The following is a 26,171-nucleotide window of genomic DNA, read 5'->3' on the forward strand; positions in this document are numbered from 1 at the left end:
ATAACCCCGCGACATTTGCCAGACTATCGCCTGCATAACTATCCCAATATTGAGTCTGCCCGTAGCCGCTGTGACAGGCTCCAGCCATGTAGGGTGATGTCTTCAATGTCTAATCCATTCAATCCCGGTGAACTGAGCGACTTCGATCTTCTGGAGCAGCATCCGTTCGAGCAAACTGATTACGATATTTTAAAATCGTATGAGGCCGTTGTAGATGGTCTTGCCATGTTGATCGGCTCGCATTGTGAAATCGTCCTCCACTCACTGGAAGATTTAAACTGTTCGGCCGTGCGTATTGCTAACGGCGAGCATACAGGGCGTAAAGTGGGCTCGCCCATCACGGATTTAGCCTTGCGCATGCTGCATGATATGCAGGGTGCAGACAGCAACGTCTCCCGCGCTTACTTTACCCGCGCGAAAAGTGGTGTGCTGATGAAGTCCGTCACGATTGCGATTCGTAATCGCCAGCATCGGGTGATTGGCTTGCTGTGTATCAACATGAACCTCGACGTTCCGTTTTCACAGATCATGTCGACGTTTCTGCCGCCAGAGATGCAGCAGGTCGATTCCAATGTGAACTTTGCCAGTTCGGTCGATGACCTGGTCATGCAGACGCTGGAATTTACGATTGAAGAAGTGAGCGCCGACCGTAACGTCTCGAATAATGCCAAGAACCGTCAGATCGTATTGAATCTGTATGAAAAAGGGATTTTCGATATCAAAGACGCCATCAATCAGGTCGCCGAGCGCTTAAATATTTCCAAACATACCGTGTACCTGTACATCCGCCAGTTTAAAAACGGTGACTTTCAGGGGCAGGATCGTTAATGCGCTATGCGCTTCTTGTCACCGGTCCGGCCTATGGTACGCAGCAGGCGACCAGCGCGCTGCTGTTTGCCAACGCGCTGCTGGCAGCGGGACACCAGCTGGAAAGCGTCTTTTTTTATCGGGAAGGGGTGCTGAACGCCAATCAGCTTAGCGCGCCCGCCAGTGACGAATTCGATCTTGTTCGTGCCTGGCAGTCGCTTCATCAGGCGCATGGGGTGGCGCTGAACATTTGCGTGGCGGCGGCACTCCGGCGCGGCGTGACGGATGCGCAGGAAGCCTCACGGCTTGCGTTGCCGGGCGCGAATCTTCAGCCCGGTTTTACCCTGGCCGGCTTAGGCGCGCTGGCGGAAGCGGCGCTGCGTTGCGAGCGGATGGTGCAGTTCTGATGAAGCGTGTCGCGTTTGTATTCACCCGAGCCCCACATGGCAGCAGTGCAGGACGTGAAGGGTTAGATGCGGTGCTGGCCACCGGCGCGTTGAGTGACGATATCGGCCTGTTTTTTATTGGAGATGGCGTTCTGCAGCTTAACAGTGAGCAACAGCCGGAAAATATTCACAGCCGGCATTATGCCGCTACCTTCGGCGTGCTGGCGCTGTATGATATCGACCAGTGTTATCTGTGCAGGGCGTCGCTGCAGTCGCGCGGTTTAGCGGAAAATGCGCCACGCATTCTGGATGCCGAAATTTTAGATGCGTCGGCCCTGCGGCAAAAACTCGCAGGCTATGACCGTATTTTGACTTTTTAAGAGCACCTAATGCTGCATATGTTATTTCACTCACCGACTTACAGCGACATCGAAAGCCTGACCCGACTGCTTATGCCGGAGGATGACCTGCTCTTGCTGCAGGATGGCGTACTGGCGGCGATTGAGGGCAGCAGGGCGCTGGAACAGCTTCGCGCCTCAGGGGCGAAGCTCTGGGCACTGGAAGATGACCTGAATGCCCGGGGGCTGAGCACGCAAATTTCCCCTGTTGTGCAGTCTGTGGACTATACTTTTTTCGTTGCGCTAACGGTAAAACATCAACAACAAATGGCCTGGTAATGCGTTGGCCCCCTGGTTATTTCTTGACACCTTTTTGACACAGCCCTAAAATTCTGCCTCCTCGTAATTCTACGAGGTGATTTATTACGTGTTTACGAAGCAAAAAGCTAAATCCCAGGAGCTATTTAATGGCAACAGTTAACCAGCTGGTTCGCAAACCACGCGTCCGCAAAGTTGCAAAGAGCAACGTGCCGGCGCTGGAAGCTTGCCCGCAGAAACGTGGCGTTTGTACCCGTGTGTACACCACCACTCCTAAAAAACCAAACTCAGCACTGCGTAAAGTTTGCCGTGTGCGTTTGACTAACGGTTTTGAAGTCACCTCCTACATCGGTGGTGAAGGTCACAACCTGCAGGAACACTCCGTGATCCTGATCCGTGGCGGTCGTGTTAAAGACCTGCCAGGTGTGCGTTACCACACCGTTCGTGGCGCGCTGGACTGCTCAGGTGTTAAAGACCGTAAGCAGTCACGCTCCAAGTACGGCGTGAAGAAGCCAAAGGCTTAATGGTTCTCCGTTAAGTAAGGCCAAACGTTTTAACTTAAATGTCAAACTAAACTCGTAGAGTTTTGGACAATCCTGAATTAACAACGGAGTATTTCCATGCCACGTCGTCGCGTCATTGGTCAGCGTAAAATTCTGCCGGATCCTAAGTTCGGATCAGAGCTGCTGGCTAAATTTGTAAATATCCTGATGGTAGATGGTAAAAAATCTACTGCTGAATCTATCGTCTATACCGCACTTGAGACCCTGGCTCAACGTGCTGGTAAAGATGGCCTGGAAGCTTTTGAGGTTGCTCTCGAAAACGTGCGTCCGACTGTCGAAGTTAAGTCACGTCGCGTTGGTGGTTCAACCTATCAGGTTCCAGTTGAAGTCCGTCCGGTTCGTCGTAATGCCCTGGCAATGCGTTGGATCGTAGAAGCTGCTCGTAAACGCGGTGATAAATCTATGGCTTTACGCCTGGCGAACGAACTTTCTGACGCTGCAGAAAACAAAGGTACTGCAGTTAAGAAACGTGAAGACGTTCACCGTATGGCTGAAGCCAACAAGGCGTTCGCTCACTACCGCTGGTAACAGCTGCGTAGTTGTTGTTAAACCAGCGGGCGCTCAAACAGCCAACCCGCTGGGGTCGACTAACTTTGAACGTCCTAAAAACCGAGGAATAAAATGGCTCGTACAACACCCATTGCGCGCTACCGTAATATCGGTATCAGCGCACACATCGACGCCGGTAAAACCACTACTACCGAGCGTATCCTGTTCTACACCGGTGTTAACCACAAAATCGGTGAAGTGCATGATGGCGCAGCGACCATGGACTGGATGGCACAGGAGCAGGAACGTGGTATTACCATCACGTCTGCTGCAACGACCGCGTTCTGGTCAGGTATGGCTAAGCAGTTTGAGCCACACCGCATCAACATCATCGACACCCCGGGACACGTTGACTTCACCATCGAAGTAGAACGTTCCATGCGTGTGCTCGATGGCGCAGTAATGGTTTACTGTGCTGTAGGTGGTGTTCAGCCACAGTCTGAGACCGTATGGCGTCAGGCTAACAAATATAAAGTTCCACGCATTGCGTTCGTTAACAAAATGGACCGCATGGGTGCAAACTTCCTGAAAGTAGTTGGTCAGATCGAATCTCGTCTGGGCGCGACTCCGGTTCCGCTGCAGATCGCTATCGGCGCTGAAGAAAACTTCACCGGCGTTGTTGACCTGATCAAAATGAAAGCCATCAACTGGAACGACCAGGATGCGGGCGTGACCTTCGATTACGAAGAGATCCCAGCTAACCTGCAAGAACTGGCTGAAGAATGGCGCGGCAAGCTGATCGAAGCTGCAGCAGAAGCCTCTGAAGAGCTGATGGAGAAATTCTTCAGCGGTGAAGAGCTGACTGAAGAAGAGATCAAAAAAGCGCTGCGTCAGCGCGTGCTGAAAAACGAAATCATCCTGGTGACCTGTGGTTCTGCATTTAAGAACAAAGGTGTTCAGGCAATGCTGGATGCGGTTGTTGAGTATCTGCCAGCCCCGACCGACGTACCGGCAATCAACGGTATGCTGGACGATGGTAAAGATACCCCAGCTGAGCGTCACGCAAGTGATGAAGAGCCGTTCTCTGCTCTGGCGTTTAAGATCGCAACTGACCCATTCGTGGGTAACCTGACGTTCTTCCGCGTTTACTCTGGTGTGGTTAACTCAGGCGATACCGTTCTGAACTCCGTGAAATCTGCACGTGAGCGTTTCGGTCGTATCGTTCAGATGCACGCTAACAAACGTGAAGAAATCAGCGAAGTTCGCGCAGGTGACATCGCCGCTGCGATCGGCCTGAAAGACGTTATCACTGGTGATACCCTGTGTGATCCAAACGCGCCAATCATTCTGGAGCGTATGGAATTCCCTGAGCCGGTAATTTCTATCGCCGTTGAGCCGAAAACCAAAGCTGACCAGGAAAAAATGGGTCTGGCTCTGGGTCGTCTGGCGAAAGAAGACCCGTCATTCCGCGTATGGACTGACGAAGAGTCTAACCAGACTATCATCGCTGGTATGGGTGAACTTCACCTCGATATCATCGTTGACCGTATGAAGCGTGAATTCAACGTTGAAGCGAACGTGGGTAAACCACAGGTTGCTTACCGTGAAGCTATCCGCTCTAAAGTTACCGGTATCGAAGGTAAACACGCCAAGCAGTCTGGTGGTCGTGGTCAGTACGGTCATGTTGTTATCGACATGTACCCGCTGGAGCCAGGTTCGAACCCGAAAGGTTACGAATTTGTCAACGATATCAAAGGTGGTGTAATTCCTGGCGAATTCATCCCAGCCGTTGATAAAGGTATCCAGGAGCAGTTGAAATCAGGCCCACTGGCAGGTTATCCGGTTGTGGATCTAGGTGTTCGTCTGCACTTCGGTTCTTACCATGACGTTGACTCCTCTGAACTGGCGTTTAAACTGGCCGCGTCTATTGCCTTTAAAGATGGCTTTAAGAAAGCGCAGCCTGTTCTGCTTGAGCCTATCATGAAGGTTGAAGTTGAAACCCCAGAAGAGAACACCGGTGACGTAATCGGTGACCTTAGCCGTCGTCGTGGTATGCTCAAAGGGCAGGAATCTAACGCTACTGGCGTTCAGATCCACGCTGAAGTTCCACTGTCTGAAATGTTCGGATATGCAACTCAGCTGCGCTCTCTGACCAAAGGTCGTGCTTCGTACTCCATGGAGTTCCTGAAGTATGACGACGCACCGAACAACGTTGCGCAGGCCGTTATTGAAGCTCGTAGCAAATAAGCTACGGTTTAAATTTGAACTGATGCCTTCATCCCGGGTGATGAAGGCATAACGTAAGGAATATCGCCATGGCGAAAGAGCAATTTCAACGTAACAAACTGCACGTAAACGTGGGCACCATCGGTCACGTTGACCACGGTAAAACCACCCTGACTGCAGCAATCACCACCGTTCTGGCTAAAACCAACGGCGGCCAGGCGCGTGCGTTCGACCAGATCGACAGCACCCCTGAAGAAAAAGCACGTGGTATCACCATCAACACTGCACACGTTGAGTATGAAACCCCGTCTCGCCACTATGCACACGTTGACTGCCCGGGCCACGCCGACTATGTGAAAAACATGATCACCGGTGCTGCGCAGATGGACGGCGCGATCCTGGTTGTTGCTGCGACTGACGGCCCAATGCCGCAGACCCGTGAGCACATCCTGCTGGGTCGTCAGGTAGGCGTTCCTTACATCATCGTGTTCCTGAACAAGTGTGACATGGTTGATGACGAAGAGCTGCTGGAGCTGGTTGAGATGGAAGTCCGTGACCTGCTGTCACAGTACGACTTCCCGGGCGACGACACTCCAATCGTTCGCGGTTCAGCACTGAAAGCGCTGGAAGGCAACCCAGAGTGGGAAGAGAAGATCGTTGAGCTGGCTAACCACCTGGACAACTACATCCCGGATCCGGTTCGTGCTATCGACATGCCGTTCCTGCTGCCAATCGAAGACGTATTCTCAATCTCTGGCCGTGGTACTGTAGTAACCGGTCGTGTTGAGCGCGGTGTTGTTAAAGTCGGCGACGAAGTTGAAATCGTGGGTATCAAAGATACGGCGAAATCAACCTGTACCGGTGTTGAAATGTTCCGCAAACTGCTGGACCAGGGTCAGGCAGGCGAAAACTGTGGTGTTCTGCTGCGCGGTATCAAGCGTGAAGACATCCAGCGTGGTCAGGTTCTGGCGAAGCCAGGCACCATCAAGCCACACACTAAGTTCGAGTCAGAAGTTTACGTTCTGTCTAAAGACGAAGGTGGCCGCCATACTCCGTTCTTCAAGGGCTACCGTCCACAGTTCTACTTCCGTACCACTGACGTGACCGGTTCAGTAGAGCTGCCAGAAGGCGTTGAAATGGTTATGCCAGGCGACAACATCAAAATGGTTGTTACCCTGATTCACCCAATCGCAATGGACGAAGGTCTGCGCTTCGCAATCCGCGAAGGTGGCCGTACCGTTGGCGCGGGCGTTGTTGCTAAAGTTATCGCTTAATTGTGATCTCTGATGTGGCCACTCATGTGGCCACTGCAAAATAAAAAGAGCACTTCGGTGCTCTTTTTTTATGCCTGTCATTTAATCACGCAGGCTTTCTCCTCACAAAAGGTAGGTTTGAAATAAAAACGATTCGCATTTACACTGTGCGCACGAAATAGACCGGGTGATGAATAAATGTACGTCTGTCTGTGTAATGCCATCAGTGACAAAACGCTCCGTGAAGTCGTGCGCCGTTATCAGCCCAAATCTATCCAGCAGTTGCGCCAAATCGTGCCCGTGGGAAAGCAATGTGGAAAATGTATTCGGGATGCCCGCGCGATTATGGATGAAGAGATGCAGCACGCTCCGCAATATAAAGAAATCGCGTAAACGCACACACACCACCGACTTGATAATACCCACAATTTTCATCGCGTTTTTTTGACTTCTTTTTAACCGCATCTACGCTCAAATAAACATGAGCGGAGGAAGCGAAATGAAGGGCGATGCGAAAATCATAAGTCATCTCAATAAATTGTTGGGGAATGAACTGGTTGCAATAAACCAGTACTTCTTACATGCACGGATGTTCAAAAACTGGGGACTGATGCGTCTTAACGACGTTGAGTACCATGAGTCCATAGATGAAATGAAGCATGCGGATAAATACATCGAACGTATTCTGTTTCTTGAAGGCATTCCTAATCTACAGGATCTGGGACGACTCAGGATTGGAGAAGATGTCGGGGAGATGTTGCAGTCCGATCTCAATCTTGAACTCGAAGGCGCAAAAGACCTGAGAGAAGCCATCGCCTATGCGGATAAAGTTCATGATTACGTAAGCCGCGATATGATGATCGCCATCCTCGAAGATGAGGAGCATCATATCGACTGGATTGAAACCGAGCTTGATCTCATTAGTAAGATGGGCATTCAGAATTACCTGCAGGCGCAAATCAAAGAAGAGTAAGGCTTTGACTAACGATAACTCCCCAGCCCGCGACGGCCAGGAAAGGGCCAAAGGGAAGCGGGCTGTTCAGGTACCACGCCCGGTTCCTTATCCGCAGCGCGCCGAAAGCGATCAAGGCTGTCGTACAGGCGGTCAGGGCAATGAAGGGCAGGGCCTGCCAACCACACCATGCGCCCAGTGCGGCAAACAGTTTAAAATCCCCACAACCTAATCCCTTCCGCCGCGTAACCTGTTGAAAAATTCCGGCAAGCAACCAAAGTGAACCATAGCCAAACATGACGCCACCGATGGCCGAACTGACCGTGAGTGGCTGAAAGAACATGAAACGTGAAAGACCCAGCCACAGGAGCGCGTGGGTGAGAACATCTGGCAGCAGGAAGTGGCGCTGGTCGATGGCCGCAAGGACGAGGAGCAAACAGGAAGCCAGAAGCGGAAACAGCGCATGAATGAGATTGTCGTAAAACAGGTAAGCCAGCAACAGGCAGAGCAGGGCGCCTGTCAGCTCAAACAGCACGGGCAGCAAACCGACCGGATGCGAACAAAACCGACAGTGCCCCCGCAACCACAGCCAGCTTATCAGCGGAACGCTGTCGTGCCACAGGATCGTGCGGCGACAGTAAATACAGTGGGAAGGCGGCGTCCACAATGACTGCAGCCAGCGACGTGGTGAAGCGGACGTATGAAAACGTTGACAGGCCAGGGCGAGAAAGCTGCCAAGCACGCCGCCTGACAGGGAGACAGCAACGATGATGAGCAACACGATGACCTCCGGTTAACCTGATGTGATGACTGAGTCTGTCTGAACGCGTCCTCTGCGTCGCGGATAAGAAAAAGAGAATGGAAAACCGCGCCCAGAAAAAAAGGGGCGAAAACATCCGTCCTGCAGGGCTTCTGTGCAGACGTGCACAAAAGCGTTAAACACAGTTTTCTATGGCAAATGTGCATCGTGGGTTGCTTCCTGAGCAAATCTACGTATAATGCGCGGGCCTGCCGATATTGGCAGGCGCGATTCGAGCTGAATCGCAGACGGCAGTTTGTTGGGCCGTCTGACAATACTCCCAACTGTGGAGTTATATGCTGAACGATTACACTCTCCCATCAATCGTAATGGGTTCGAGTAGTAATTTTTTTCGTCTATAAAATGTTTGGAGCCTTGGTCTCATGTCGAACCAAAGAATCCGTATCCGTCTTAAAGCGTTTGATCATCGTCTGATCGATCAATCAACCGCGGAAATCGTCGAGACTGCCAAGCGCACTGGTGCGCAGGTACGTGGTCCGATCCCGCTGCCGACCCGCAAAGAGCGCTTTACCGTTCTGATCTCTCCGCACGTTAACAAAGATGCGCGTGACCAGTACGAAATTCGCACTCACAAGCGTCTGGTAGACATCGTTGAGCCAACTGAAAAAACCGTTGATGCTCTGATGCGTCTGGACCTGGCTGCCGGTGTTGACGTGCAGATCAGCCTGGGTTAATCAGGTCATCGAGCGATTGAGAGGTTGAAACAATGATTGGTTTAGTCGGTAAAAAAGTGGGTATGACCCGCATCTTCACTGAAGATGGCGTATCTATCCCAGTAACCGTAATCGAAGTTGAAGCGAACCGCGTTACTCAGGTCAAAGGCCTGGAGAACGATGGTTACCAGGCAATTCAGGTTACCACCGGTGCTAAAAAAGCAAACCGTGTGACCAAACCTGAAGCTGGTCATTTTGCTAAAGCTGGCGTAGAAGCTGGCCGTGGCCTGTGGGAATTCCGCACCGCTGAAGGTGATGAGTATTCTGTAGGTCAGAGCATCAGCGTTGAAATTTTCGCTGACGTTAAAAAAGTAGACGTAACTGGCACCTCTAAAGGTAAAGGTTTCGCAGGTACCGTTAAGCGCTGGAACTTCCGTACCCAAGACGCAACCCACGGTAACTCCTTGTCTCACCGCGTTCCGGGTTCTATCGGTCAGAACCAGACTCCGGGCAAAGTGTTCAAAGGCAAGAAAATGGCAGGTCAGCTGGGTAATGAGCGCGTAACTGTTCAGAGCCTGGACGTAGTACGTGTTGACGCTGAGCGCAACCTGCTGCTGGTTAAAGGTGCAGTTCCCGGTGCTACCGGTAGCGACCTGATCGTTAAACCAGCTGTGAAGGCGTAAGGGGATAGCAATGGAATTAGTATTGAAAGACGCGCAGAGCGCGCTGACTGTTTCCGAAACTACCTTCGGTCGTGATTTCAACGAAGCGCTGGTTCACCAGGTTGTTGTTGCTTACGCATCAGGCGCCCGCCAGGGTACTCGCGCGCAGAAAACTCGCGCTGAAGTAACCGGTTCAGGCAAAAAGCCTTGGCGTCAGAAAGGCACCGGCCGTGCGCGTTCAGGTTCTGTAAAGAGCCCGATCTGGCGTTCAGGTGGCGTGACCTTTGCTGCTAAGCCACAAGACCACAGTCAAAAAGTTAACAAAAAGATGTACCGCGGCGCGCTGAAAAGCATCCTGTCCGAACTGGTACGTCAAGATCGTCTGATCGTTGTCGAGCAGTTCTCTGTTGAAGCACCGAAAACCAAGTTGCTGGCACAGAAGCTGAAAGACATGGCGCTGGAAGACGTGCTGATCATCACCGGCGAACTGGATGAAAATCTGTTCCTGGCTGCGCGTAACCTGTACAAGGTTGACGTGCGTGATGCAGCGGGTATCGACCCAGTTAGCCTGATCGCCTTCGACAAAGTCGTTATGACTGCTGATGCAGTTAAGCAAGTTGAGGAGATGCTGGCATGATCCGTGAAGAACGTCTGCTGAAAGTACTGCGCGCGCCGCACGTATCTGAAAAGGCATCTAGCGCGATGGAAAAAACCAACACCATCGTACTCAAAGTAGCTAAAGACGCGACTAAAGCAGAGATCGTTGCTGCTGTTGAGAAACTGTTCGAAGTAGAAGTTAAAGACGTTAACACCCTGGTAGTTAAAGGTAAGGTTAAGCGTCACGGACAGCGTATCGGTCGTCGTAGCGACTGGAAAAAAGCTTACGTCACCCTGAAGGAAGGCCAGAATCTGGACTTCGTCGGCGGCGCTGAGTAAGTCGGAGGAGAAAGACAATGGCAGTTGTTAAATGTAAACCGACATCTCCGGGTCGTCGCCACGTCGTTAAAGTGGTGAACCCAGAGTTGCACAAGGGCAAGCCGTTTGCTCCATTGCTGGAAAAAAACAGCAAATCCGGTGGCCGCAACAACAACGGTCGCATCACTACCCGTCACATCGGTGGTGGTCATAAGCAGGCTTACCGTCTGGTTGACTTCAAACGCAACAAAGATGGTATCCCGGCAACCGTTGAACGTCTTGAGTACGATCCGAACCGCTCTGCGAACATCGCACTGGTTCTGTACAAAGACGGCGAACGCCGTTACATCCTGGCCCCTAAGGGCCTGAAAGCCGGCGACCAGATTCAGTCTGGCGTTGATGCTGCGATCAAAGCAGGTAACACACTGCCGATGCGTAACATCCCGGTGGGTTCTACCGTTCACAACGTAGAAATGAAACCAGGCAAAGGCGGTCAGATTGCTCGCTCAGCCGGTGCTTACGTGCAGATCGTTGCGCGTGAAGGTTCCTACGTTACCCTGCGTCTGCGTTCAGGTGAAATGCGTAAAGTCGAAGCTGACTGCCGCGCTACACTGGGCGAAGTCGGTAACGCTGAGCATATGCTGCGCGTTCTGGGTAAAGCTGGTGCAACCCGTTGGCGTGGTGTTCGTCCGACCGTTCGTGGTACCGCGATGAACCCAGTAGATCACCCGCACGGTGGTGGTGAAGGTCGTAACTTTGGTAAGCACCCGGTAACTCCGTGGGGCGTTCAGACCAAAGGTAAGAAGACCCGTAGCAACAAGCGTACCGATAAATTTATCGTACGTCGCCGTAGCAAATAATATTAGAGGATAAGCCATGCCACGTTCTCTCAAGAAAGGTCCTTTTATTGACCTGCACTTGCTGAAGAAGGTAGAGAAAGCGGTGGAAAGCGGTGACAAGAAGCCTTTGCGCACTTGGTCCCGTCGTTCAACGATCTTTCCTAACATGATCGGTTTGACCATCGCTGTCCATAATGGTCGTCAGCACGTTCCTGTCTTTGTTTCCGACGAAATGGTTGGTCACAAACTGGGTGAATTCGCGCCGACACGTACTTATCGCGGTCACGCGGCTGATAAAAAAGCCAAGAAGAAATAAGTAGGAGGAAGAGATGGAAACTTTAGCTCAACATCGCCACGCTCGTTCTTCTGCTCAGAAGGTTCGCCTTGTTGCTGACCTGATCCGCGGTAAGAAAGTGTCGCAGGCACTGGACATTTTGACCTACACCAACAAGAAAGCGGCTGTACTGGTCAAGAAAGTTCTGGAATCTGCCATTGCTAACGCTGAACACAACGATGGCGCTGATATCGACGATCTGAAAGTCGCGAAAATTTTCGTCGACGAAGGCCCAAGCATGAAGCGCATTATGCCGCGTGCAAAAGGTCGTGCAGATCGCATCCTGAAGCGCACCAGCCACATTACTGTGGTTGTGTCCGATCGCTGAGACTCTGGAGACTAGCAATGGGTCAGAAAGTACATCCTAATGGTATTCGCCTGGGTATTGTAAAACCATGGAACTCTACCTGGTTTGCGAACACCAAAGAATTCGCTGACAACCTGGACAGCGACTTTAAAGTACGTCAGTACCTGACTAAGGAACTGGCTAAGGCGTCTGTATCTCGTATCGTTATCGAGCGTCCAGCTAAGAGCATCCGTGTGACCATTCACACCGCTCGTCCTGGCATCGTGATCGGTAAGAAAGGTGAAGACGTAGAAAAACTGCGCACGGTCGTCGCGAAAATCGCTGGCGTTCCTGCACAGATCAATATCGCCGAAGTCCGTAAACCGGAACTGGACGCAAAACTGGTTGCTGACAGCATCACTTCACAGCTGGAGCGTCGTGTGATGTTCCGTCGTGCTATGAAGCGTGCGGTTCAGAACGCCATGCGTCTGGGCGCGAAGGGTATCAAAGTTGAAGTTAGCGGCCGTCTGGGCGGCGCCGAGATCGCACGTACCGAATGGTACCGTGAAGGTCGCGTGCCGTTGCACACTCTGCGTGCTGACATTGACTACAACACCTCTGAAGCGCACACCACTTATGGTGTAATCGGCGTTAAGGTATGGATCTTCAAAGGCGAGATCCTGGGTGGTATGGCTGCTGTTGAACAACCGGAACCGGCTGCTCAACCTAAAAAGCAGCAGCGTAAAGGCCGTAAGTAAGGAGAGTCGCTATGTTACAACCAAAGCGTACGAAATTCCGTAAAGTGCACAAAGGCCGCAACCGCGGTCTGGCGCAGGGTACGGATGTTAGCTTCGGGACTTTCGGTCTGAAAGCTGTTGGCCGTGGTCGTCTGACTGCCCGTCAGATCGAAGCAGCACGTCGTGCTATGACCCGTGCAGTTAAGCGTCAAGGTAAGATCTGGATCCGTGTATTCCCGGACAAACCGATCACCGAGAAGCCGCTGGAAGTGCGTATGGGTAAAGGTAAGGGTAACGTTGAGTATTGGGTTGCCCTGATCCAGCCTGGTAAAGTCCTGTATGAAATGGACGGCGTACCAGAAGAGCTGGCCCGTGAAGCATTCAAGCTGGCAGCAGCAAAACTGCCTATCAAAACCACCTTTGTAACTAAGACGGTGATGTAATGAAAGCAACAGAGCTGCGTGAAAAAAGCGTTGAAGAGCTGAACACTGAGCTGCTTAATCTGCTGCGTGAGCAATTTAACCTGCGCATGCAGGCAGCATCTGGCCAACTGCAGCAGTCTCATCTGCTGAAGCAGGTTCGCCGTGATGTTGCACGCGTTAAGACTTTACTGACTGAGAAGGCGGGTTCGTAATGACCGATAAAATCCGTACTCTGCAGGGTCGTGTTGTTAGTGACAAAATGCAGAAATCTGCTGTTGTTGCTATCGAGCGTTTCGTGAAGCATCCAATCTATGGAAAATTCATTAAGCGTACGACTAAGCTGCACATCCATGACGAGAACAACGAATGTGGAATCGGCGACGTGGTAGAAATCCGCGAATGCCGTCCACTGTCTAAGACTAAGTCCTGGACACTGGTTCGCGTTGTAGAGAAAGCAATTCTGTAATAGAATTTGCCCTCTTTAAAAATCTAATGAACGGCTCGAAAGAGCCGTTCATTTTTTCTACCCATCTGCGAGAACCGGTGTTATAATGCCGCGCCCTCAATTATGGGGCTTTCAATCGACCTGAGGTCTAGGTCCCGAAGTAGTAGTTGACATTAGCGGAGCACTGAAATGATCCAAGAACAGACTATGCTGAACGTCGCCGACAACTCCGGTGCACGTCGCGTAATGTGTATCAAGGTTCTGGGTGGCTCGCACCGTCGCTACGCAGGCGTCGGCGACATCATTAAAGTTACCATCAAGGAAGCAATTCCACGTGGTAAAGTTAAAAAAGGTGATGTCCTGAAGGCGGTAGTGGTGCGCACCAGGAAGGGTGTTCGTCGCCCGGACGGTTCTGTCATTCGCTTCGATGGTAATGCATGCGTTATTTTAAACAATAACAGCGAGCAGCCTATCGGTACGCGTATTTTTGGGCCGGTAACTCGTGAACTTCGTACTGAAAAGTTCATGAAAATTATCTCTCTGGCACCAGAAGTACTCTAAGGAGCGAACAATGGCAGCTAAAATCCGTCGTAACGACGAAGTTATCGTGTTAACCGGTAAAGATAAAGGTAAGCGCGGTAAAGTTAAGAACGTCCTGTCTTCTGGCAAGGTCATCGTTGAAGGTATCAACCTGGTTAAGAAACATCAGAAGCCTGTTCCGGCTCTGAACCAACCAGGCGGCATCGTTGAAAAAGAAGCTGCAATTCAGGTTTCTAACGTTGCTCTCTTCAATGCGGCAACCGGTAAGGCTGACCGTGTAGGCTTTAGATTCGAAGACGGTAAAAAAGTCCGTTTCTTCAAATCTAATAGCGAAACTATCAAGTAATTTGGAGTAGTACGATGGCGAAACTGCATGATTACTACAAAGACGAGGTAGTCCAGAAACTCATGTCTGAGTTCGGCTACAATTCTGTCATGCAAGTCCCTCGGGTCGAGAAGATCACCCTGAACATGGGTGTTGGTGAAGCGATCGCTGACAAGAAACTGCTGGATAACGCAGCAGCTGACCTGGCAGCAATCTCCGGTCAAAAACCGTTGATCACCAAAGCACGCAAATCAGTTGCAGGCTTCAAAATCCGTCAGGGCTATCCGATCGGCTGTAAAGTAACTCTGCGTGGCGAACGCATGTGGGAGTTCTTTGAGCGTCTGATCACCATTGCTGTACCGCGTATCCGTGACTTCCGTGGCCTGTCCGCTAAGTCATTCGATGGTCGTGGCAACTACAGCATGGGTGTACGTGAGCAGATCATCTTCCCAGAAATCGACTACGACAAAGTCGATCGCGTTCGTGGTTTGGATATTACCATTACCACTACTGCGAAATCTGATGATGAAGGCCGTGCTCTGCTGGCTGCCTTTGACTTCCCGTTCCGTAAGTAAGGTAGGGTTACTTAATGGCTAAGCAATCTATGAAAGCACGCGAAGTTAAGCGTGTGAAATTAGCAGACAAATTCTTCGCAAAACGCGCTGAACTGAAAGCGATCATTTCTGATGTGAACGCTTCCGACGAAGACCGTTGGGATGCCGTTCTCAAGCTGCAGAGTCTGCCGCGTGATTCCAGCCCTTCACGTCAGCGTAACCGCTGCCGTCAAACAGGTCGTCCGCACGGTTTCCTGCGGAAGTTTGGGTTGAGCCGTATCAAGGTCCGTGAAGCCGCAATGCGCGGTGAAATCCCGGGTCTGAAAAAGGCTAGCTGGTAATTGTCACCAATTGAATCACGGGAGTAACACAGATGAGCATGCAAGATCCGATCGCGGATATGCTGACCCGTATCCGTAACGGTCAGGCCGCGAACAAAGTTGCGGTCACCATGCCCTCCTCCAAGCTGAAATTGGCAATTGCCAACGTGCTGAAGGAAGAAGGCTTTATTGAAGATTTTAAAATCGAAGGCGACACCAAGCTGGAACTGGAACTGACTCTTAAGTATTTCCAGGGTAAAGCGGTTGTAGAAAGCATTCAGCGAGTAAGCCGTCCCGGCCTGCGCATCTATAAGAAAAAAGATGAGCTGCCAAAGGTAATGGCTGGTATGGGTATCGCTGTCATTTCTACATCGAAAGGTGTTATGACTGATCGTGCAGCGCGCCAGGCTGGTCTTGGTGGCGAAATTATCTGCTACGTAGCGTAATCGGAGGATACTATGTCTCGTGTTGCTAAAGCACCTGTCGTTGTTCCTGCCGGCGTAGAGGTAAAACTCAACGGTCAGGTAATTTCGATTAAAGGTAAAAACGGCGAGCTGACTCGTACTATCAATGATGCTGTTGAAGTTAAGCATGCTGACAACACTCTGACTTTCGCTCCGCGCGAAGGTTATGTTGACGGCTGGGCGCAGGCGGGTACTTCTCGCGCGCTGCTGAACGCAATGGTTATCGGTGTTACCGAAGGCTTCACTAAGAAGCTGCAGCTGGTTGGTGTTGGTTATCGTGCTGCCGTTAAAGGCAACGTAGTTAACCTGTCTCTGGGCTTTTCTCATCCAGTTGATCACCAGCTGCCCGCGGGTATCACTGCAGAGTGTCCGACTCAGACTGAAATCGTGCTGAAAGGCGCTGATAAGCAGGTGATCGGCCAGGTTGCAGCTGACTTGCGCGCCTACCGTCGTCCTGAGCCTTATAAAGGCAAGGGTGTCCGTTACGCCGACGAAGTCGTGCGTACCAAAGAGGCTAAGAAGAAGTAAGGTAACACTATGGATAAGAAATCTGCTCGTATCCGTCGTGCGACCCGTGCACGTCGCAAGCTCAAAGAGCTGGGTGCTACTCGCCTGGTGGTACATCGTACCCCGCGTCACATTTACGCACAGGTAATCGCCCCGAACGGTTCCGAAGTTCTGGTTGCTGCTTCTACTGTAGAAAAAGCTATCACTGAACAACTGAAGTATACCGGTAATAAAGAAGCCGCAGCTGCTGTAGGTAAAGCTATTGCAGAACGCGCAATCGAAAAAGGCATCACTGGTGTTTCTTTCGACCGTTCCGGTTTCCAATATCATGGTCGCGTCCAGGCACTGGCAGATGCTGCCCGTGAAGCTGGCCTTCAGTTCTAAGGTAGAGGTCTAAGATGGCACACATCGAGAAACAAGCTGGCGAACTGCAGGAAAAACTGATCGCGGTAAACCGTGTATCTAAAACTGTAAAAGGTGGTCGTATTTTCTCCTTCACCGCACTGACTGTAGTGGGTGATGGTAACGGCCGCGTTGGTTTTGGTTACGGTAAAGCGCGTGAAGTTCCAGCAGCGATCCAGAAAGCGATGGAGAAAGCCCGTCGCAACATGGTTAATGTCGCGCTGATCAACGGCACCCTGCAGCACCCTGTTAAAGGTGCGCACACTGGGTCCCGTGTGTTCATGCAGCCGGCTTCAGAAGGTACCGGTATCATCGCCGGTGGTGCAATGCGCGCCGTTCTGGAAGTCGCTGGAGTACATAACGTTCTGGCAAAAGCCTATGGTTCTACTAACCCGATTAACGTGGTTCGTGCAACTATCGACGGCCTGGGCAATATGAAGTCTCCGGAAATGGTCGCTGCTAAGCGTGGTAAATCCGTTGAAGAAATTCTGGGGTAATCACGATGGCAAAGACTATTAAAATCACTCAAACCCGTAGTTCAATCGGCCGCTTGCCTAAGCATAAAGCCACTCTGGTTGGCCTGGGTCTGCGTCGTATTGGTCATACCGTAGAGCGTGAAGACACGCCAGCTGTACGCGGCATGGTCAACGCGGTTTCCTACATGGTTAAAGTGGAGGAGTAAGAGATGCGTTTAAATACTCTGTCTCCGGCCGAAGGGTCTAAGCACGCTACCAAGCGTCTGGGTCGTGGTATCGGTTCTGGCCTCGGAAAAACCGGTGGTCGTGGTCACAAAGGTCAGAACTCACGTTCTGGCGGTGGCGTACGTCGCGGTTTCGAAGGTGGTCAGATGCCTCTGTACCGTCGTCTGCCGAAGTTCGGTTTCACCTCTCGCAAAGCAATGATCACCACAGAGATTCGTCTGTCTGATCTGGCGAAAGTTGAAGGCGGTATCGTCGACCTGAACGCGCTGAAAGCAGCCAACATTGTCGGTGTCCAGATTGAGTTCGTTAAAGTCATTCTGTCTGGTGAAGTTTCTGCACCGGTAACGGTTCGCGGCCTGCGTGTCACCAAAGGTGCTCGTGCTGCAATCGAAGCTGCTGGCGGTAAAATCGAGGAATAAGTAGCAGATGGCTAAACAACCGGGATTAGATTTTCAAAGTGCCAAAGGTGGCTTTGGTGAACTGAAACGCAGACTGCTGTTTGTTATCGGTGCACTGATTGTCTTCCGCATTGGCTCTTTCATTCCAATCCCTGGTATTGATGCCACTGTACTTGCCAAACTGCTTGAGCAACAGCGTGGCACCATCATTGAAATGTTTAACATGTTCTCTGGTGGTGCTCTCAGCCGTGCTTCTATTTTTGCTCTGGGTATCATGCCGTATATTTCGGCATCTATTATTATCCAGCTGTTAACGGTGGTTCATCCTGCCTTAGCAGAAATCAAGAAAGAAGGGGAGGCTGGCCGTCGTAAGATTAGTCAGTACACCCGTTACGGTACGTTGGTATTGGCCATATTCCAATCGATCGGTATTGCTACCGGTTTGCCGAATATGCCTGGTATGCAAGGCCTGGTAATGAATCCAGGCTTTGCATTCTATTTTACCGCTGTTGTAAGTCTGGTTACCGGGACAATGTTCCTGATGTGGCTGGGCGAACAGATTACTGAACGTGGTATCGGTAACGGTATCTCGATCATTATCTTCGCGGGTATTGTTGCGGGACTTCCGCCGGCCATTGGCCATACCATCGAGCAAGCGCGGCAAGGTGACCTGCACTTCCTTCTGTTGCTGTTGGTTGCAGTTCTCGTATTTGCAGTGACCTTCTTTGTTATTTTCGTTGAGCGTGGTCAACGCCGCATCGTGGTGAACTATGCGAAACGTCAACAAGGTCGTCGCGTTTACGCTGCACAGAGCACACATTTACCGTTGAAAGTGAATATGGCAGGGGTTATCCCGGCAATCTTCGCTTCCAGCATTATTCTGTTCCCGGCAACGATTGCATCGTGGTTCGGGGGCGGTACCGGTTGGAACTGGCTGACAACAATTTCGATGTATTTGCAGCCAGGACAGCCGCTTTATGTGCTACTCTATGCGACTGCTATCATCTTCTTCTGTTTCTTCTACACGGCGTTGGTTTTCAACCCGCGTGAAACAGCAGATAACCTGAAGAAGTCTGGTGCATTCGTACCGGGAATTCGTCCGGGAGAGCAAACGGCGAGATATATCGATAAAGTAATGACACGGTTAACCTTAATCGGTGCCCTCTACATTACCTTTATTTGCCTTATCCCGGAGTTCATGCGTGATGCGATGAAAGTTCCTTTCTACTTTGGCGGTACATCGCTGCTTATCGTAGTGGTCGTCATCATGGACTTTATGGCTCAAGTGCAAACTCTGATGATGTCAAGTCAGTACGAGTCTGCATTGAAGAAAGCTAACCTGAAGGGCTATGGCCGTTAATTCAGGTGGTTGAGAAGTTACGGAGAGTAAAAATGAAAGTTCGTGCTTCCGTCAAGAAATTATGTCGTAACTGCAAAATCATTCGTCGCGACGGTGTCGTTCGTGTGATCTGCAGCGCCGAGCCAAAGCATAAACAGCGCCAAGGCTGATTTTCACATATTTTTCTTGCAAAGTCGGGTTGAGCTGGCTAGATTAGCCAGCCAATCTTTTGTATGTCTGTACGTTTCCATTTGAGTATCCTGAAAACGGGCTTTTCAGCATGGTGCGTACATATTAAATAGTAGGAGTGCATAGTGGCCCGTATAGCAGGCATTAACATTCCTGATCAGAAACATACCGTTATCGCATTAACTTCGATCTTCGGTATTGGTAAAACTCGTTCTAAAGCCATTTGCGCTTCAACGGGTATTGCTGAAAATGTTAAGATCAGTGAGCTGTCTGAAGAACAAATTGATCAGCTGCGTGATGCAGTTGCTAAATTCGTTGTTGAAGGTGATCTGCGCCGTGAAATCACCCTGAGCATCAAGCGTCTGATGGACCTTGGTTGCTACCGTGGTTTGCGCCATCGTCGTGGTCTTCCGGTTCGCGGTCAGCGCACCAAGACCAACGCACGTACCCGTAAGGGTCCGCGTAAACCGATCAAGAAATAATCGGGGTGAGTAAATAATGGCAAAGGCACCAGTTCGTGCACGTAAGCGTGTAAGAAAACAAGTCTCAGATGGCGTGGCTCATGTCCATGCGTCTTTTAACAACACCATCGTTACCATTACTGATCGTCAGGGTAACGCACTGGGTTGGGCAACCGCCGGTGGTTCCGGTTTCCGCGGTTCACGTAAATCTACGCCGTTTGCTGCTCAGGTCGCTGCAGAGCGCTGTGCAGAAGCTGTAAAAGATTACGGTATTAAGAACCTGGAAGTTATGGTTAAGGGTCCGGGTCCAGGCCGCGAATCAACGATTCGTGCTTTGAACGCCGCTGGTTTCCGCATCACGAACATTACTGATGTGACTCCGATCCCTCACAACGGTTGTCGTCCGCCGAAAAAACGTCGCGTATAACGTCCGTTTTTTAGGTTAGTTGGAGAAAGAAAATGGCAAGATATTTGGGTCCTAAGCTCAAGCTGAGCCGTCGTGAGGGCACTGACTTATTCCTTAAGTCTGGCGTTCGCGCGATTGATTCCAAGTGTAAGATTGAACAAGCCCCTGGTCAGCACGGTGCGCGCAAGCCACGTCTGTCTGACTACGGCGGTCAGTTACGTGAAAAGCAAAAAGTTCGTCGTATCTACGGTGTGCTTGAGCGTCAGTTCCGTAACTATTACAAAGAAGCAGCACGTCTGAAAGGCAACACCGGTGCAAACCTGTTGGCTCTGCTGGAAGGCCGTCTGGACAACGTCGTTTATCGTATGGGCTTTGGTGCAACGCGTGCGGAAGCACGTCAGCTGGTCAGCCATAAGTCTGTTCTGGTAAATGGTCGCGTTGTTAACATCGCTTCTTATCAGGTATCTCCGAATGATGTCGTTAGCATCCGTGAGAAAGCCAAAAAGCAATCTCGCGTGAAGGCCGCTCTGGAGCTGGCTGAGCAGCGTGAAAAGCCAACCTGGCTGGAAGTTGATGCAGCTAAGATGGAAGGTGTGTTCAAACGTATTCCTGAACGTACTGATCTGTCTGCGGACATTAACGAACACCTGATCGTCGAGCTTTACTCTAAGTAAAGCTTAGTACCAAAGAGAGGACACAATGCAGGGTTCTGTGACAGAGTTTCTAAAACCGCGCCTGGTAGATATCGAGCAAGTGAGTTCGACGCACGCCAAGGTGACCCTTGAGCCTTTAGAGCGTGGCTTTGGCCATACTCTTGGTAACGCGCTGCGCCGTATTCTGCTTTCATCAATGCCGGGTTGCGCGGTGACCGAGGTTGAAATTGATGGTGTACTGCATGAGTACAGCACCAAAGAGGGTGTACAGGAAGATATCCTGGAAATCCTGCTCAACCTTAAAGGTTTGGCGGTAAGAGTTCAGGGCAAAGATGAAGTTATTCTTACCTTGAATAAATCTGGCATTGGCCCTGTGACTGCAGCCGACATTACCCATGATGGTGATGTCGAAATCGTCAAGCCGCAGCATGTGATCTGCCATCTGACCGATGACAACGCATCTATTAGCATGCGTATCAAAGTTCAGCGTGGTCGTGGTTATGTGCCGGCTTCTGCCCGAATTCATTCGGAAGAAGATGAGCGCCCAATCGGCCGTCTGCTGGTCGACGCTTGCTACAGCCCTGTAGACCGTATCGCCTACAATGTTGAAGCAGCGCGTGTAGAGCAGCGCACCGACCTGGACAAGCTGGTCATCGAAATGGAAACCAACGGCACAATCGATCCTGAAGAGGCGATTCGTCGTGCGGCGACCATCCTGGCAGAACAACTGGAAGCTTTCGTTGACTTACGTGATGTACGTCAGCCGGAAGTGAAAGAAGAGAAACCAGAATTCGATCCGATCCTGCTGCGCCCTGTTGACGATCTGGAATTGACTGTCCGCTCTGCTAACTGCCTTAAGGCAGAAGCTATCCACTACATCGGTGATCTGGTACAGCGTACTGAGGTTGAGCTGCTTAAAACGCCTAACCTTGGTAAAAAATCTCTTACCGAGATTAAAGATGTGCTGGCCTCACGTGGTCTGTCTCTGGGCATGCGCCTGGAAAACTGGCCACCGGCAAGCATTGCTGATGAATAACCCGATCACAGGTTAAGGTTTCACTGAGAAGGATAAGGTCATGCGCCATCGTAAGAGTGGTCGTCAACTGAACCGCAACAGCAGCCATCGTCAGGCTATGTTCCGCAACATGGCTGGCTCTCTGGTTCGTCACGAGATCATCAAGACGACTCTGCCGAAAGCCAAAGAGTTGCGCCGCGTAGTTGAGCCGCTGATTACTCTTGCCAAGACCGACAACGTAGCTAATCGTCGTCTGGCATTCGCCCGTACTCGTGATAACGAGATCGTGGCAAAACTGTTTAATGAGTTAGGCCCGCGTTTCGCGAGCCGTGCAGGTGGTTACACTCGCATTCTGAAGTGTGGCTTCCGCGCTGGTGACAACGCTCCGATGGCATACATCGAGCTGGTTGATCGTCCAGAAGCTCAAGCAGAAGCTGCAGCAGAGTAATCTGTTGCAACGTGAAAAACCCGCTTCGGCGGGTTTTTTATTGCCTGTCATTTTGCGTCTGCTACGCTTGTGGTGTTATGAAGGAGGTGAACAATGTGGTTAATTGATCAGCTTGCAGAACAGCATATTAAAGCCGCGCAGGAGAAAGGTGAGCTGAGTGATCTGCCGGGCGAAGGCGCACCGCTGAATCTCGAAGACGACAGTCAGGTTCCACCTGAACTACGAGCAGGATACCGACTGTTAAAAAATGCAGGTTTTCTTCCCCCCGAACTTGAGCTGCGCCGCGAAGCACTTCAGGTCAGCGATCTTTTACAGCATTTAGATCCTGACGATCCAGAGGCGCTGATCCAGACACAACGATTACGGCAACTGAAGATAAGGCTGAGCCAGGCCGGTATGCGCACTGATTTTCTTGAGGGGGAATATGGTCGTGCGATTAAGACCAAACTCGTGCCCGATTAAGGTGTATTTTTTGTCGCTGTTGTGCGCGTATAATGAGTTTGCTTAATCTTTTCACCGCATTATTCCATTACTCAACCGGAGAAGTTATGTCCAGATACCGTCATACGAAAGGACAAATACAGGATAACGCCTTACAGGCATTGTTACACGACCCGCTGTTCAGGCAACGTGTTGAAGAAAAACAAAAAGGCAAAGGCAGTTACCGGCGTAAAGAAAAACATGGGAAAGGCTGGGAGGCCAGTGATAAGCAAGCCGTTTATCACTGGCCTTCTGCTTTACAGACACAAAAAAGCCGCTTCAGAGCGGCTTTTTATTTTAGATTTTCGTATTCTGTTGTTTGAGTAAATCGCGGATTTCTGTCAGAAGCAGTTCTTCATTTGTAGGCTTAGGTGCCGGTTTTTCTACTTCTTTCTTCTTATACAGTTTGTTCATCAGCTTAATCGCCATAAAGATAGCAAAAGCAACAATGATGAAATCAAATACGGTTTGCAGGAAAATACCATATTCCATAACGACAGCCGGTGTGTTGCCGACGGCAGGTTTAAGCACCCAGCTAAACGATTTGAAATCAACGCCGCCAATCAGCAAGCCCAGCGGTGGCATAATGATGTTCGCGACCAGTGATGAAACAATCTTACCGAATGCCGCACCGATAATCACACCGACGGCCAGATCAACCACGTTGCCGCGCATCGCAAAATCACGAAACTCTTTGAATAAACTCATACTTCTCTCCTTGCCTTAGCCAATGCCATAAAGTTTAACAAAGCTCACAATATTTGCCATTAACCACAGACAATAAGCAACTGACATGTCAGTGCTGGCTTTTTATGTGTTATAGGAAAAACGGACTGGGCTGGAACAGGCGCTCGACGTCCGGCACAAACTTTTTATCGGTTAAAAACATCACAACGTGATCGCCCTGTTCAATACGCAGATTGTCATTCGCTATCATCACATCGTCGCCGCGCACCACAGCACCAATCAGTGTGCCTGGTGGCAGCTTGATATCATCAACTGACCGTCCCACCACGCGCGATGTGGTTTCGTCGCCATGCGCGATGGCTTCGATGGCTTCAGCAATGCCTCGACGTAATGACGAGACACCCACAATATCGGCTTTGCGCACATGTCCCAGTAAGGCCGAGATGGTCGCCTGCTGGGGCGAAATGGCGATATCAATGACGCTGCCCTGGACCAGATCGACATAAGCACGGCGTTGAATCAGCACCATAACTTTCTTGGCACCCATTTTTTTGGCCAGCATGGCAGACATGATATTGGCTTCGTCATCATTGGTGACGGCGATAAACAAATCCACCTGCTCAATATGCTCTTCCGCCAGTAGTTCCTGATCGGAGGCATCACCGTAAAAGACCACCGTGTCGTGCAACTGTTCAGCCAGTTCGGCCGCGCGCTGGGGATTGCGCTCAATAAGTTTCACGCTGTAGTTTTTCTCGAGCTTTTGCGCCAGGCCAAAGCCAATGTTGCCGCCGCCTACTAACATGATGCGTTTATAAGGCTTTTCCAGGCGCTGCATTTCACTCATTACCGCACGAATATGCTGGCTGGCGGCAATGAAGAAAACTTCATCACCGGCTTCGATAATGGTGGAGCCCTGTGGCCGGATAGGGCGGTCCTGACGAAAAATCGCCGCTACGCGCGTATCGATATGGGGCATGTGATCGCGCAGGATCGACAATGGATTGCCCACCAGGGGGCCACCGTAATAGGCTTTCACGACTGCGAGGCTCACTTTGCCTTCAGCAAAATTAACTACCTGCAACGCGCCCGGATATTGAATCAGGCGGTAAATATTGTCGATAACCAGTTGCTCAGGCGAAATCAGATGGTCGATAGGCACTGCTTCGGGAATAAAAAGCTTATCCGCATCGCGCAGATAGTCAGCCGCACGTATGCGGGCGATACGATTTGGCGTGTTGAAGAGCGAATACGCGATTTGACAGGCTATCATGTTGGTTTCGTCAGAGCTGGTAACGGCGACCAGCATATCGGCGTCTTCCGCGCCCGCCTCACGGAGAACCCGTGGGTGGGAACCATGACCCTGCACAACACGTAAATCAAATTTATCCTGTAACTGACGTAAACGTGCTGAATCTGTATCAACAACTGTTATATCGTTGTTTTCGCCAACCAGATTTTCGGCCAGTGTGCCTCCAACTTGGCCAGCACCAAGAATGATGATTTTCATCGCTTTTCAAAGCCTTTTCATTATGCGTTAGCGTCTTTAATCAGCTTAGCGTAGAAAAATCCGTCTCCGCCTTCAGCGTCAGGGAACACCTGCCAGCCCGTTTCGGGCGCGCCTGAAAGGGAGATAGCCTGTGCATCCGCATGTCGCTGTAAGAAACCGCTGATTTGCTCATGGTTCTCTTCCGGTAGGACAGAGCAGGTCGCGTAGATCATCGTACCGCCCGCTTTAAGAAGCGTCCAGGTGGCCTCCAGAATGTCACGCTGCAAAGCGGCCAGTTCGCTGATATCGCGATCGCGGCGTAACCATTTGATATCCGGATGGCGGCGAATCACGCCTGTGGCTGAGCAGGGCGCATCCAGCAGGATACGATCAAACTGCCGTTGGTCACACCATTGCTGCGGAGTACGGCCATCACCTTGTTTGACCTCGGCGGTCATTCCCAGCCGTGTCAGGTTTTCGGTTACGCGCTTCAGTCGTTGTGCGTCCACATCCACAGCGAGGACCTGCGCGTCAGGGGCTATTTCTAAAATATGCGTCGTTTTGCCGCCTGGCGCTGCACACAGATCGAGAATATGTTCGCCATTTTTAGGCGCAAGCAGAAGCGCACAGCGCTGTGCTGAGAGATCCTGCACCGTAACCCAGCCCTGGTCGAAACCGGGTAACTGGTGAACCGGCGCTGGCGAGGCCAGGCGTAATGCTTCCGGCACATCCTCTGCGGTCATCGCCTCTCTTTCACTGGCGGTCAGCAGAGCAAGCCAACTGTCACGGGTATGGTGCTGACGGTTAACCCGCAGCCACATCGGTGGGCGTTGGTTATTCGCGTCAACAATCTGTTGCCAGCGATCTGGCCAGGCAAGCTGCAGTCGGTTCAGTAGCCATCCGGGATGAAGATGGCGCTGTGGACCTTCCTGGATGCTGGCAAGGAGTTCCTCCTGACGGCGCTGGAACTGACGTAACACACCGTTGATCAATCCTTTCAGATTGGCACGTTTCAGCACTTCAGCACCAGCAACGGTCTCGGCTAATGCCGCATGTGCCGGGACGCGCGTGTAGAGTAACTGGTACAGGCCCACCATGATCAGAAAATGCAGCGTACGCTGTTTGCCGGTCAGAGGGCGCTCCATCAATTTCCCGATAAGCGCTTCCAACTGCGGTAACGTTCGTAACACACCAAAGCAGATCTCTTGCACCAGAGCGGCGTCTTTATCGGCGACTTTTTTCTGTGCGGCAGGCAGCACAGTATTGAGTGACTCGCCCTTATCGACAACACGTTCAATCAGTTGTGCAGACAGGCTACGAAGGTTGGATGATTTAGTCATAAGATAGTGCC

Annotated in this window: 44 protein-coding genes; 40 read left to right on the forward strand and 4 right to left on the reverse strand. The window is 51.1% G+C overall.

What is annotated here, in order from left to right:
- Window positions 1–105 precede the first annotated feature (105 nt).
- The 10 genes from RAC65_RS13710 to bfr all read left to right on the forward strand — a co-directional run bounded on the left by RAC65_RS13710 (window position 106) and on the right by bfr (window position 7,353).
- The gene (locus RAC65_RS13710; RefSeq protein ID WP_033741536.1) at window positions 106–828 is read left to right on the forward strand and encodes a transcriptional regulator; all 723 of its coding nucleotides are present in this window, start codon (window positions 106–108) and stop codon (window positions 826–828) included.
- Window positions 828–1,214, forward strand: a complete 387-nt coding sequence (tusD, locus tag RAC65_RS13715; protein ID WP_006120572.1) for a sulfurtransferase complex subunit TusD — start codon at window positions 828–830, stop codon at window positions 1,212–1,214. Before RAC65_RS13710 ends, tusD begins: the two co-directional genes overlap by 1 nt.
- Window positions 1,214–1,573, forward strand: a complete 360-nt coding sequence (tusC, locus tag RAC65_RS13720; RefSeq protein WP_033741534.1) for a sulfurtransferase complex subunit TusC — start codon at window positions 1,214–1,216, stop codon at window positions 1,571–1,573. The genes tusD and tusC overlap by 1 nt, the downstream gene beginning before the upstream one ends.
- Window positions 1,574–1,582: 9 nt before the next feature.
- The gene (gene tusB, locus RAC65_RS13725; protein ID WP_375096807.1) at window positions 1,583–1,870 is read left to right on the forward strand and encodes a sulfurtransferase complex subunit TusB; all 288 of its coding nucleotides are present in this window, start codon (window positions 1,583–1,585) and stop codon (window positions 1,868–1,870) included.
- Between the two features lie 128 nt (window positions 1,871–1,998).
- Window positions 1,999–2,373, forward strand: coding sequence for a 30S ribosomal protein S12 (gene rpsL / locus RAC65_RS13730; protein ID WP_006120575.1), 375 nt, complete (start codon window positions 1,999–2,001; stop codon window positions 2,371–2,373).
- Window positions 2,374–2,469: 96 nt separating this feature from the next.
- Window positions 2,470–2,940, forward strand: a complete 471-nt coding sequence (gene rpsG, locus RAC65_RS13735; RefSeq protein ID WP_006120576.1) for a 30S ribosomal protein S7 — start codon at window positions 2,470–2,472, stop codon at window positions 2,938–2,940.
- A gap of 93 nt (window positions 2,941–3,033) precedes the next feature.
- On the forward strand, window positions 3,034–5,148 hold the full coding sequence (gene fusA / locus RAC65_RS13740) for an elongation factor G (RefSeq protein ID WP_006120577.1): 2,115 nt from the start codon (window positions 3,034–3,036) through the stop codon (window positions 5,146–5,148).
- A gap of 68 nt (window positions 5,149–5,216) precedes the next feature.
- Window positions 5,217–6,401, forward strand: a complete 1,185-nt coding sequence (gene tuf, locus RAC65_RS13745) for an elongation factor Tu (RefSeq protein WP_006120578.1) — start codon at window positions 5,217–5,219, stop codon at window positions 6,399–6,401.
- Window positions 6,402–6,578: 177 nt separating this feature from the next.
- Window positions 6,579–6,773 (forward strand): bacterioferritin-associated ferredoxin, encoded by a 195-nt coding sequence (gene bfd, locus RAC65_RS13750; protein ID WP_033741530.1) that lies wholly within the window; start codon window positions 6,579–6,581, stop codon window positions 6,771–6,773.
- A 106-nt stretch (window positions 6,774–6,879) separates the two neighbouring features.
- Complete coding sequence (gene bfr, locus RAC65_RS13755) at window positions 6,880–7,353, forward strand: bacterioferritin (RefSeq protein ID WP_006120580.1); 474 nt, start codon at window positions 6,880–6,882, stop codon at window positions 7,351–7,353.
- Here bfr and RAC65_RS13760 read toward each other — a convergent pair.
- On the reverse strand, window positions 7,340–8,113 hold the full coding sequence (locus RAC65_RS13760; RefSeq protein WP_375096808.1) for a prepilin peptidase: 774 nt from the start codon (window positions 8,111–8,113) through the stop codon (window positions 7,340–7,342). The genes bfr and RAC65_RS13760 overlap by 14 nt on opposite strands.
- A 401-nt stretch (window positions 8,114–8,514) precedes the next feature.
- Here RAC65_RS13760 and rpsJ point away from each other — a divergent pair, with 401 nt between their 5' ends.
- The 30 genes from rpsJ (at window position 8,515) to RAC65_RS13910 (ending at window position 22,970) form a co-directional block, all read left to right on the forward strand.
- Window positions 8,515–8,826: a 30S ribosomal protein S10 gene (gene rpsJ, locus RAC65_RS13765; RefSeq protein WP_006120582.1), complete on the forward strand. Its 312-nt coding sequence runs from the start codon at window positions 8,515–8,517 to the stop codon at window positions 8,824–8,826.
- Window positions 8,827–8,858: 32 nt separating this feature from the next.
- Window positions 8,859–9,488, forward strand: coding sequence for a 50S ribosomal protein L3 (gene rplC / locus RAC65_RS13770; RefSeq protein ID WP_006120583.1), 630 nt, complete (start codon window positions 8,859–8,861; stop codon window positions 9,486–9,488).
- Window positions 9,489–9,498: 10 nt separating this feature from the next.
- The gene (rplD, locus tag RAC65_RS13775) at window positions 9,499–10,104 is read left to right on the forward strand and encodes a 50S ribosomal protein L4 (protein WP_006120584.1); all 606 of its coding nucleotides are present in this window, start codon (window positions 9,499–9,501) and stop codon (window positions 10,102–10,104) included.
- A complete protein-coding gene (gene rplW, locus RAC65_RS13780; RefSeq protein WP_006120585.1) occupies window positions 10,101–10,403 on the forward strand; it encodes a 50S ribosomal protein L23 in 303 nt (100 codons plus the stop codon). Before rplD ends, rplW begins: the two co-directional genes overlap by 4 nt.
- A 17-nt stretch (window positions 10,404–10,420) precedes the next feature.
- Window positions 10,421–11,242, forward strand: coding sequence for a 50S ribosomal protein L2 (rplB, locus tag RAC65_RS13785; protein WP_006120586.1), 822 nt, complete (start codon window positions 10,421–10,423; stop codon window positions 11,240–11,242).
- 16 nt (window positions 11,243–11,258) lie between these two features.
- Complete coding sequence (rpsS, locus tag RAC65_RS13790; protein ID WP_001138115.1) at window positions 11,259–11,537, forward strand: 30S ribosomal protein S19; 279 nt, start codon at window positions 11,259–11,261, stop codon at window positions 11,535–11,537.
- A 13-nt stretch (window positions 11,538–11,550) separates the two neighbouring features.
- Complete coding sequence (gene rplV / locus RAC65_RS13795) at window positions 11,551–11,883, forward strand: 50S ribosomal protein L22 (protein WP_002919773.1); 333 nt, start codon at window positions 11,551–11,553, stop codon at window positions 11,881–11,883.
- 17 nt (window positions 11,884–11,900) lie between these two features.
- The gene (gene rpsC / locus RAC65_RS13800) at window positions 11,901–12,599 is read left to right on the forward strand and encodes a 30S ribosomal protein S3 (protein WP_006120587.1); all 699 of its coding nucleotides are present in this window, start codon (window positions 11,901–11,903) and stop codon (window positions 12,597–12,599) included.
- A gap of 11 nt (window positions 12,600–12,610) precedes the next feature.
- Window positions 12,611–13,021, forward strand: coding sequence for a 50S ribosomal protein L16 (gene rplP, locus RAC65_RS13805; RefSeq protein ID WP_002438716.1), 411 nt, complete (start codon window positions 12,611–12,613; stop codon window positions 13,019–13,021).
- Entirely contained in the window at window positions 13,021–13,212 is a 192-nt protein-coding gene (rpmC, locus tag RAC65_RS13810) for a 50S ribosomal protein L29 (protein ID WP_006120588.1), read from the forward strand. The genes rplP and rpmC overlap by 1 nt, the downstream gene beginning before the upstream one ends.
- Window positions 13,212–13,466, forward strand: coding sequence for a 30S ribosomal protein S17 (gene rpsQ / locus RAC65_RS13815; RefSeq protein WP_006120589.1), 255 nt, complete (start codon window positions 13,212–13,214; stop codon window positions 13,464–13,466). The genes rpmC and rpsQ overlap by 1 nt, the downstream gene beginning before the upstream one ends.
- Before the next feature lie 168 nt (window positions 13,467–13,634).
- Complete coding sequence (gene rplN, locus RAC65_RS13820) at window positions 13,635–14,006, forward strand: 50S ribosomal protein L14 (protein WP_006120590.1); 372 nt, start codon at window positions 13,635–13,637, stop codon at window positions 14,004–14,006.
- 10 nt (window positions 14,007–14,016) lie between these two features.
- On the forward strand, window positions 14,017–14,331 hold the full coding sequence (rplX, locus tag RAC65_RS13825; RefSeq protein WP_003850150.1) for a 50S ribosomal protein L24: 315 nt from the start codon (window positions 14,017–14,019) through the stop codon (window positions 14,329–14,331).
- A gap of 14 nt (window positions 14,332–14,345) precedes the next feature.
- Window positions 14,346–14,885 carry a 50S ribosomal protein L5 gene (rplE, locus tag RAC65_RS13830; RefSeq protein ID WP_006120591.1) on the forward strand — a complete coding sequence of 180 codons (540 nt, stop codon included), beginning with the start codon at window positions 14,346–14,348 and terminating at the stop codon, window positions 14,883–14,885.
- 14 nt (window positions 14,886–14,899) lie between these two features.
- The gene (gene rpsN / locus RAC65_RS13835; protein WP_006120592.1) at window positions 14,900–15,205 is read left to right on the forward strand and encodes a 30S ribosomal protein S14; all 306 of its coding nucleotides are present in this window, start codon (window positions 14,900–14,902) and stop codon (window positions 15,203–15,205) included.
- Between the two features lie 32 nt (window positions 15,206–15,237).
- Window positions 15,238–15,630, forward strand: coding sequence for a 30S ribosomal protein S8 (gene rpsH / locus RAC65_RS13840; RefSeq protein WP_006120593.1), 393 nt, complete (start codon window positions 15,238–15,240; stop codon window positions 15,628–15,630).
- 12 nt (window positions 15,631–15,642) lie between these two features.
- Window positions 15,643–16,176, forward strand: coding sequence for a 50S ribosomal protein L6 (rplF, locus tag RAC65_RS13845; RefSeq protein WP_033741521.1), 534 nt, complete (start codon window positions 15,643–15,645; stop codon window positions 16,174–16,176).
- 9 nt (window positions 16,177–16,185) lie between these two features.
- The gene (rplR, locus tag RAC65_RS13850) at window positions 16,186–16,539 is read left to right on the forward strand and encodes a 50S ribosomal protein L18 (protein ID WP_003850163.1); all 354 of its coding nucleotides are present in this window, start codon (window positions 16,186–16,188) and stop codon (window positions 16,537–16,539) included.
- A 14-nt stretch (window positions 16,540–16,553) separates the two neighbouring features.
- Window positions 16,554–17,054, forward strand: a complete 501-nt coding sequence (rpsE, locus tag RAC65_RS13855; protein ID WP_006120595.1) for a 30S ribosomal protein S5 — start codon at window positions 16,554–16,556, stop codon at window positions 17,052–17,054.
- 5 nt (window positions 17,055–17,059) lie between these two features.
- Complete coding sequence (rpmD, locus tag RAC65_RS13860) at window positions 17,060–17,239, forward strand: 50S ribosomal protein L30 (RefSeq protein WP_003850166.1); 180 nt, start codon at window positions 17,060–17,062, stop codon at window positions 17,237–17,239.
- 3 nt (window positions 17,240–17,242) lie between these two features.
- Complete coding sequence (gene rplO / locus RAC65_RS13865) at window positions 17,243–17,677, forward strand: 50S ribosomal protein L15 (protein WP_009087579.1); 435 nt, start codon at window positions 17,243–17,245, stop codon at window positions 17,675–17,677.
- Window positions 17,678–17,684: 7 nt separating this feature from the next.
- Window positions 17,685–19,016, forward strand: a complete 1,332-nt coding sequence (gene secY, locus RAC65_RS13870) for a preprotein translocase subunit SecY (protein ID WP_006120598.1) — start codon at window positions 17,685–17,687, stop codon at window positions 19,014–19,016.
- Window positions 19,017–19,048: 32 nt separating this feature from the next.
- Complete coding sequence (gene rpmJ / locus RAC65_RS13875) at window positions 19,049–19,165, forward strand: 50S ribosomal protein L36 (RefSeq protein ID WP_004160566.1); 117 nt, start codon at window positions 19,049–19,051, stop codon at window positions 19,163–19,165.
- Window positions 19,166–19,309: 144 nt separating this feature from the next.
- Window positions 19,310–19,666: a 30S ribosomal protein S13 gene (gene rpsM / locus RAC65_RS13880; protein ID WP_003850176.1), complete on the forward strand. Its 357-nt coding sequence runs from the start codon at window positions 19,310–19,312 to the stop codon at window positions 19,664–19,666.
- A gap of 16 nt (window positions 19,667–19,682) precedes the next feature.
- Window positions 19,683–20,072 carry a 30S ribosomal protein S11 gene (gene rpsK, locus RAC65_RS13885; RefSeq protein ID WP_004160563.1) on the forward strand — a complete coding sequence of 130 codons (390 nt, stop codon included), beginning with the start codon at window positions 19,683–19,685 and terminating at the stop codon, window positions 20,070–20,072.
- Window positions 20,073–20,104: 32 nt separating this feature from the next.
- A complete protein-coding gene (rpsD, locus tag RAC65_RS13890; protein WP_006120599.1) occupies window positions 20,105–20,725 on the forward strand; it encodes a 30S ribosomal protein S4 in 621 nt (206 codons plus the stop codon).
- Window positions 20,726–20,750: 25 nt separating this feature from the next.
- Complete coding sequence (locus RAC65_RS13895; protein ID WP_033741519.1) at window positions 20,751–21,740, forward strand: DNA-directed RNA polymerase subunit alpha; 990 nt, start codon at window positions 20,751–20,753, stop codon at window positions 21,738–21,740.
- Window positions 21,741–21,780: 40 nt separating this feature from the next.
- Window positions 21,781–22,167: a 50S ribosomal protein L17 gene (gene rplQ / locus RAC65_RS13900; RefSeq protein ID WP_009087575.1), complete on the forward strand. Its 387-nt coding sequence runs from the start codon at window positions 21,781–21,783 to the stop codon at window positions 22,165–22,167.
- 93 nt (window positions 22,168–22,260) lie between these two features.
- Window positions 22,261–22,629, forward strand: coding sequence for a DUF1992 domain-containing protein (locus tag RAC65_RS13905; protein WP_033741516.1), 369 nt, complete (start codon window positions 22,261–22,263; stop codon window positions 22,627–22,629).
- Between the two features lie 86 nt (window positions 22,630–22,715).
- Entirely contained in the window at window positions 22,716–22,970 is a 255-nt protein-coding gene (locus RAC65_RS13910; protein WP_039343751.1) for an alternative ribosome-rescue factor A, read from the forward strand.
- Here RAC65_RS13910 and mscL read toward each other — a convergent pair.
- The 3 genes from mscL to rsmB all read right to left on the reverse strand — a co-directional run bounded on the left by mscL (window position 22,945) and on the right by rsmB (window position 26,160).
- Entirely contained in the window at window positions 22,945–23,355 is a 411-nt protein-coding gene (gene mscL / locus RAC65_RS13915) for a large-conductance mechanosensitive channel protein MscL (protein ID WP_006120604.1), read from the reverse strand. The genes RAC65_RS13910 and mscL overlap by 26 nt on opposite strands.
- A gap of 109 nt (window positions 23,356–23,464) precedes the next feature.
- A complete protein-coding gene (gene trkA / locus RAC65_RS13920) occupies window positions 23,465–24,841 on the reverse strand; it encodes a Trk system potassium transporter TrkA (RefSeq protein ID WP_033741512.1) in 1,377 nt (458 codons plus the stop codon).
- A 20-nt stretch (window positions 24,842–24,861) separates the two neighbouring features.
- Complete coding sequence (gene rsmB, locus RAC65_RS13925) at window positions 24,862–26,160, reverse strand: 16S rRNA (cytosine(967)-C(5))-methyltransferase RsmB (RefSeq protein WP_058702698.1); 1,299 nt, start codon at window positions 26,158–26,160, stop codon at window positions 24,862–24,864.
- Between the last annotated feature and the right edge of the window lie 11 nt (window positions 26,161–26,171).

Source organism: Pantoea sp. BS_8 (genome assembly GCF_041954965.1).
Taxonomy (GTDB): Bacteria; Pseudomonadota; Gammaproteobacteria; order Enterobacterales; family Enterobacteriaceae; genus Pantoea; species Pantoea stewartii.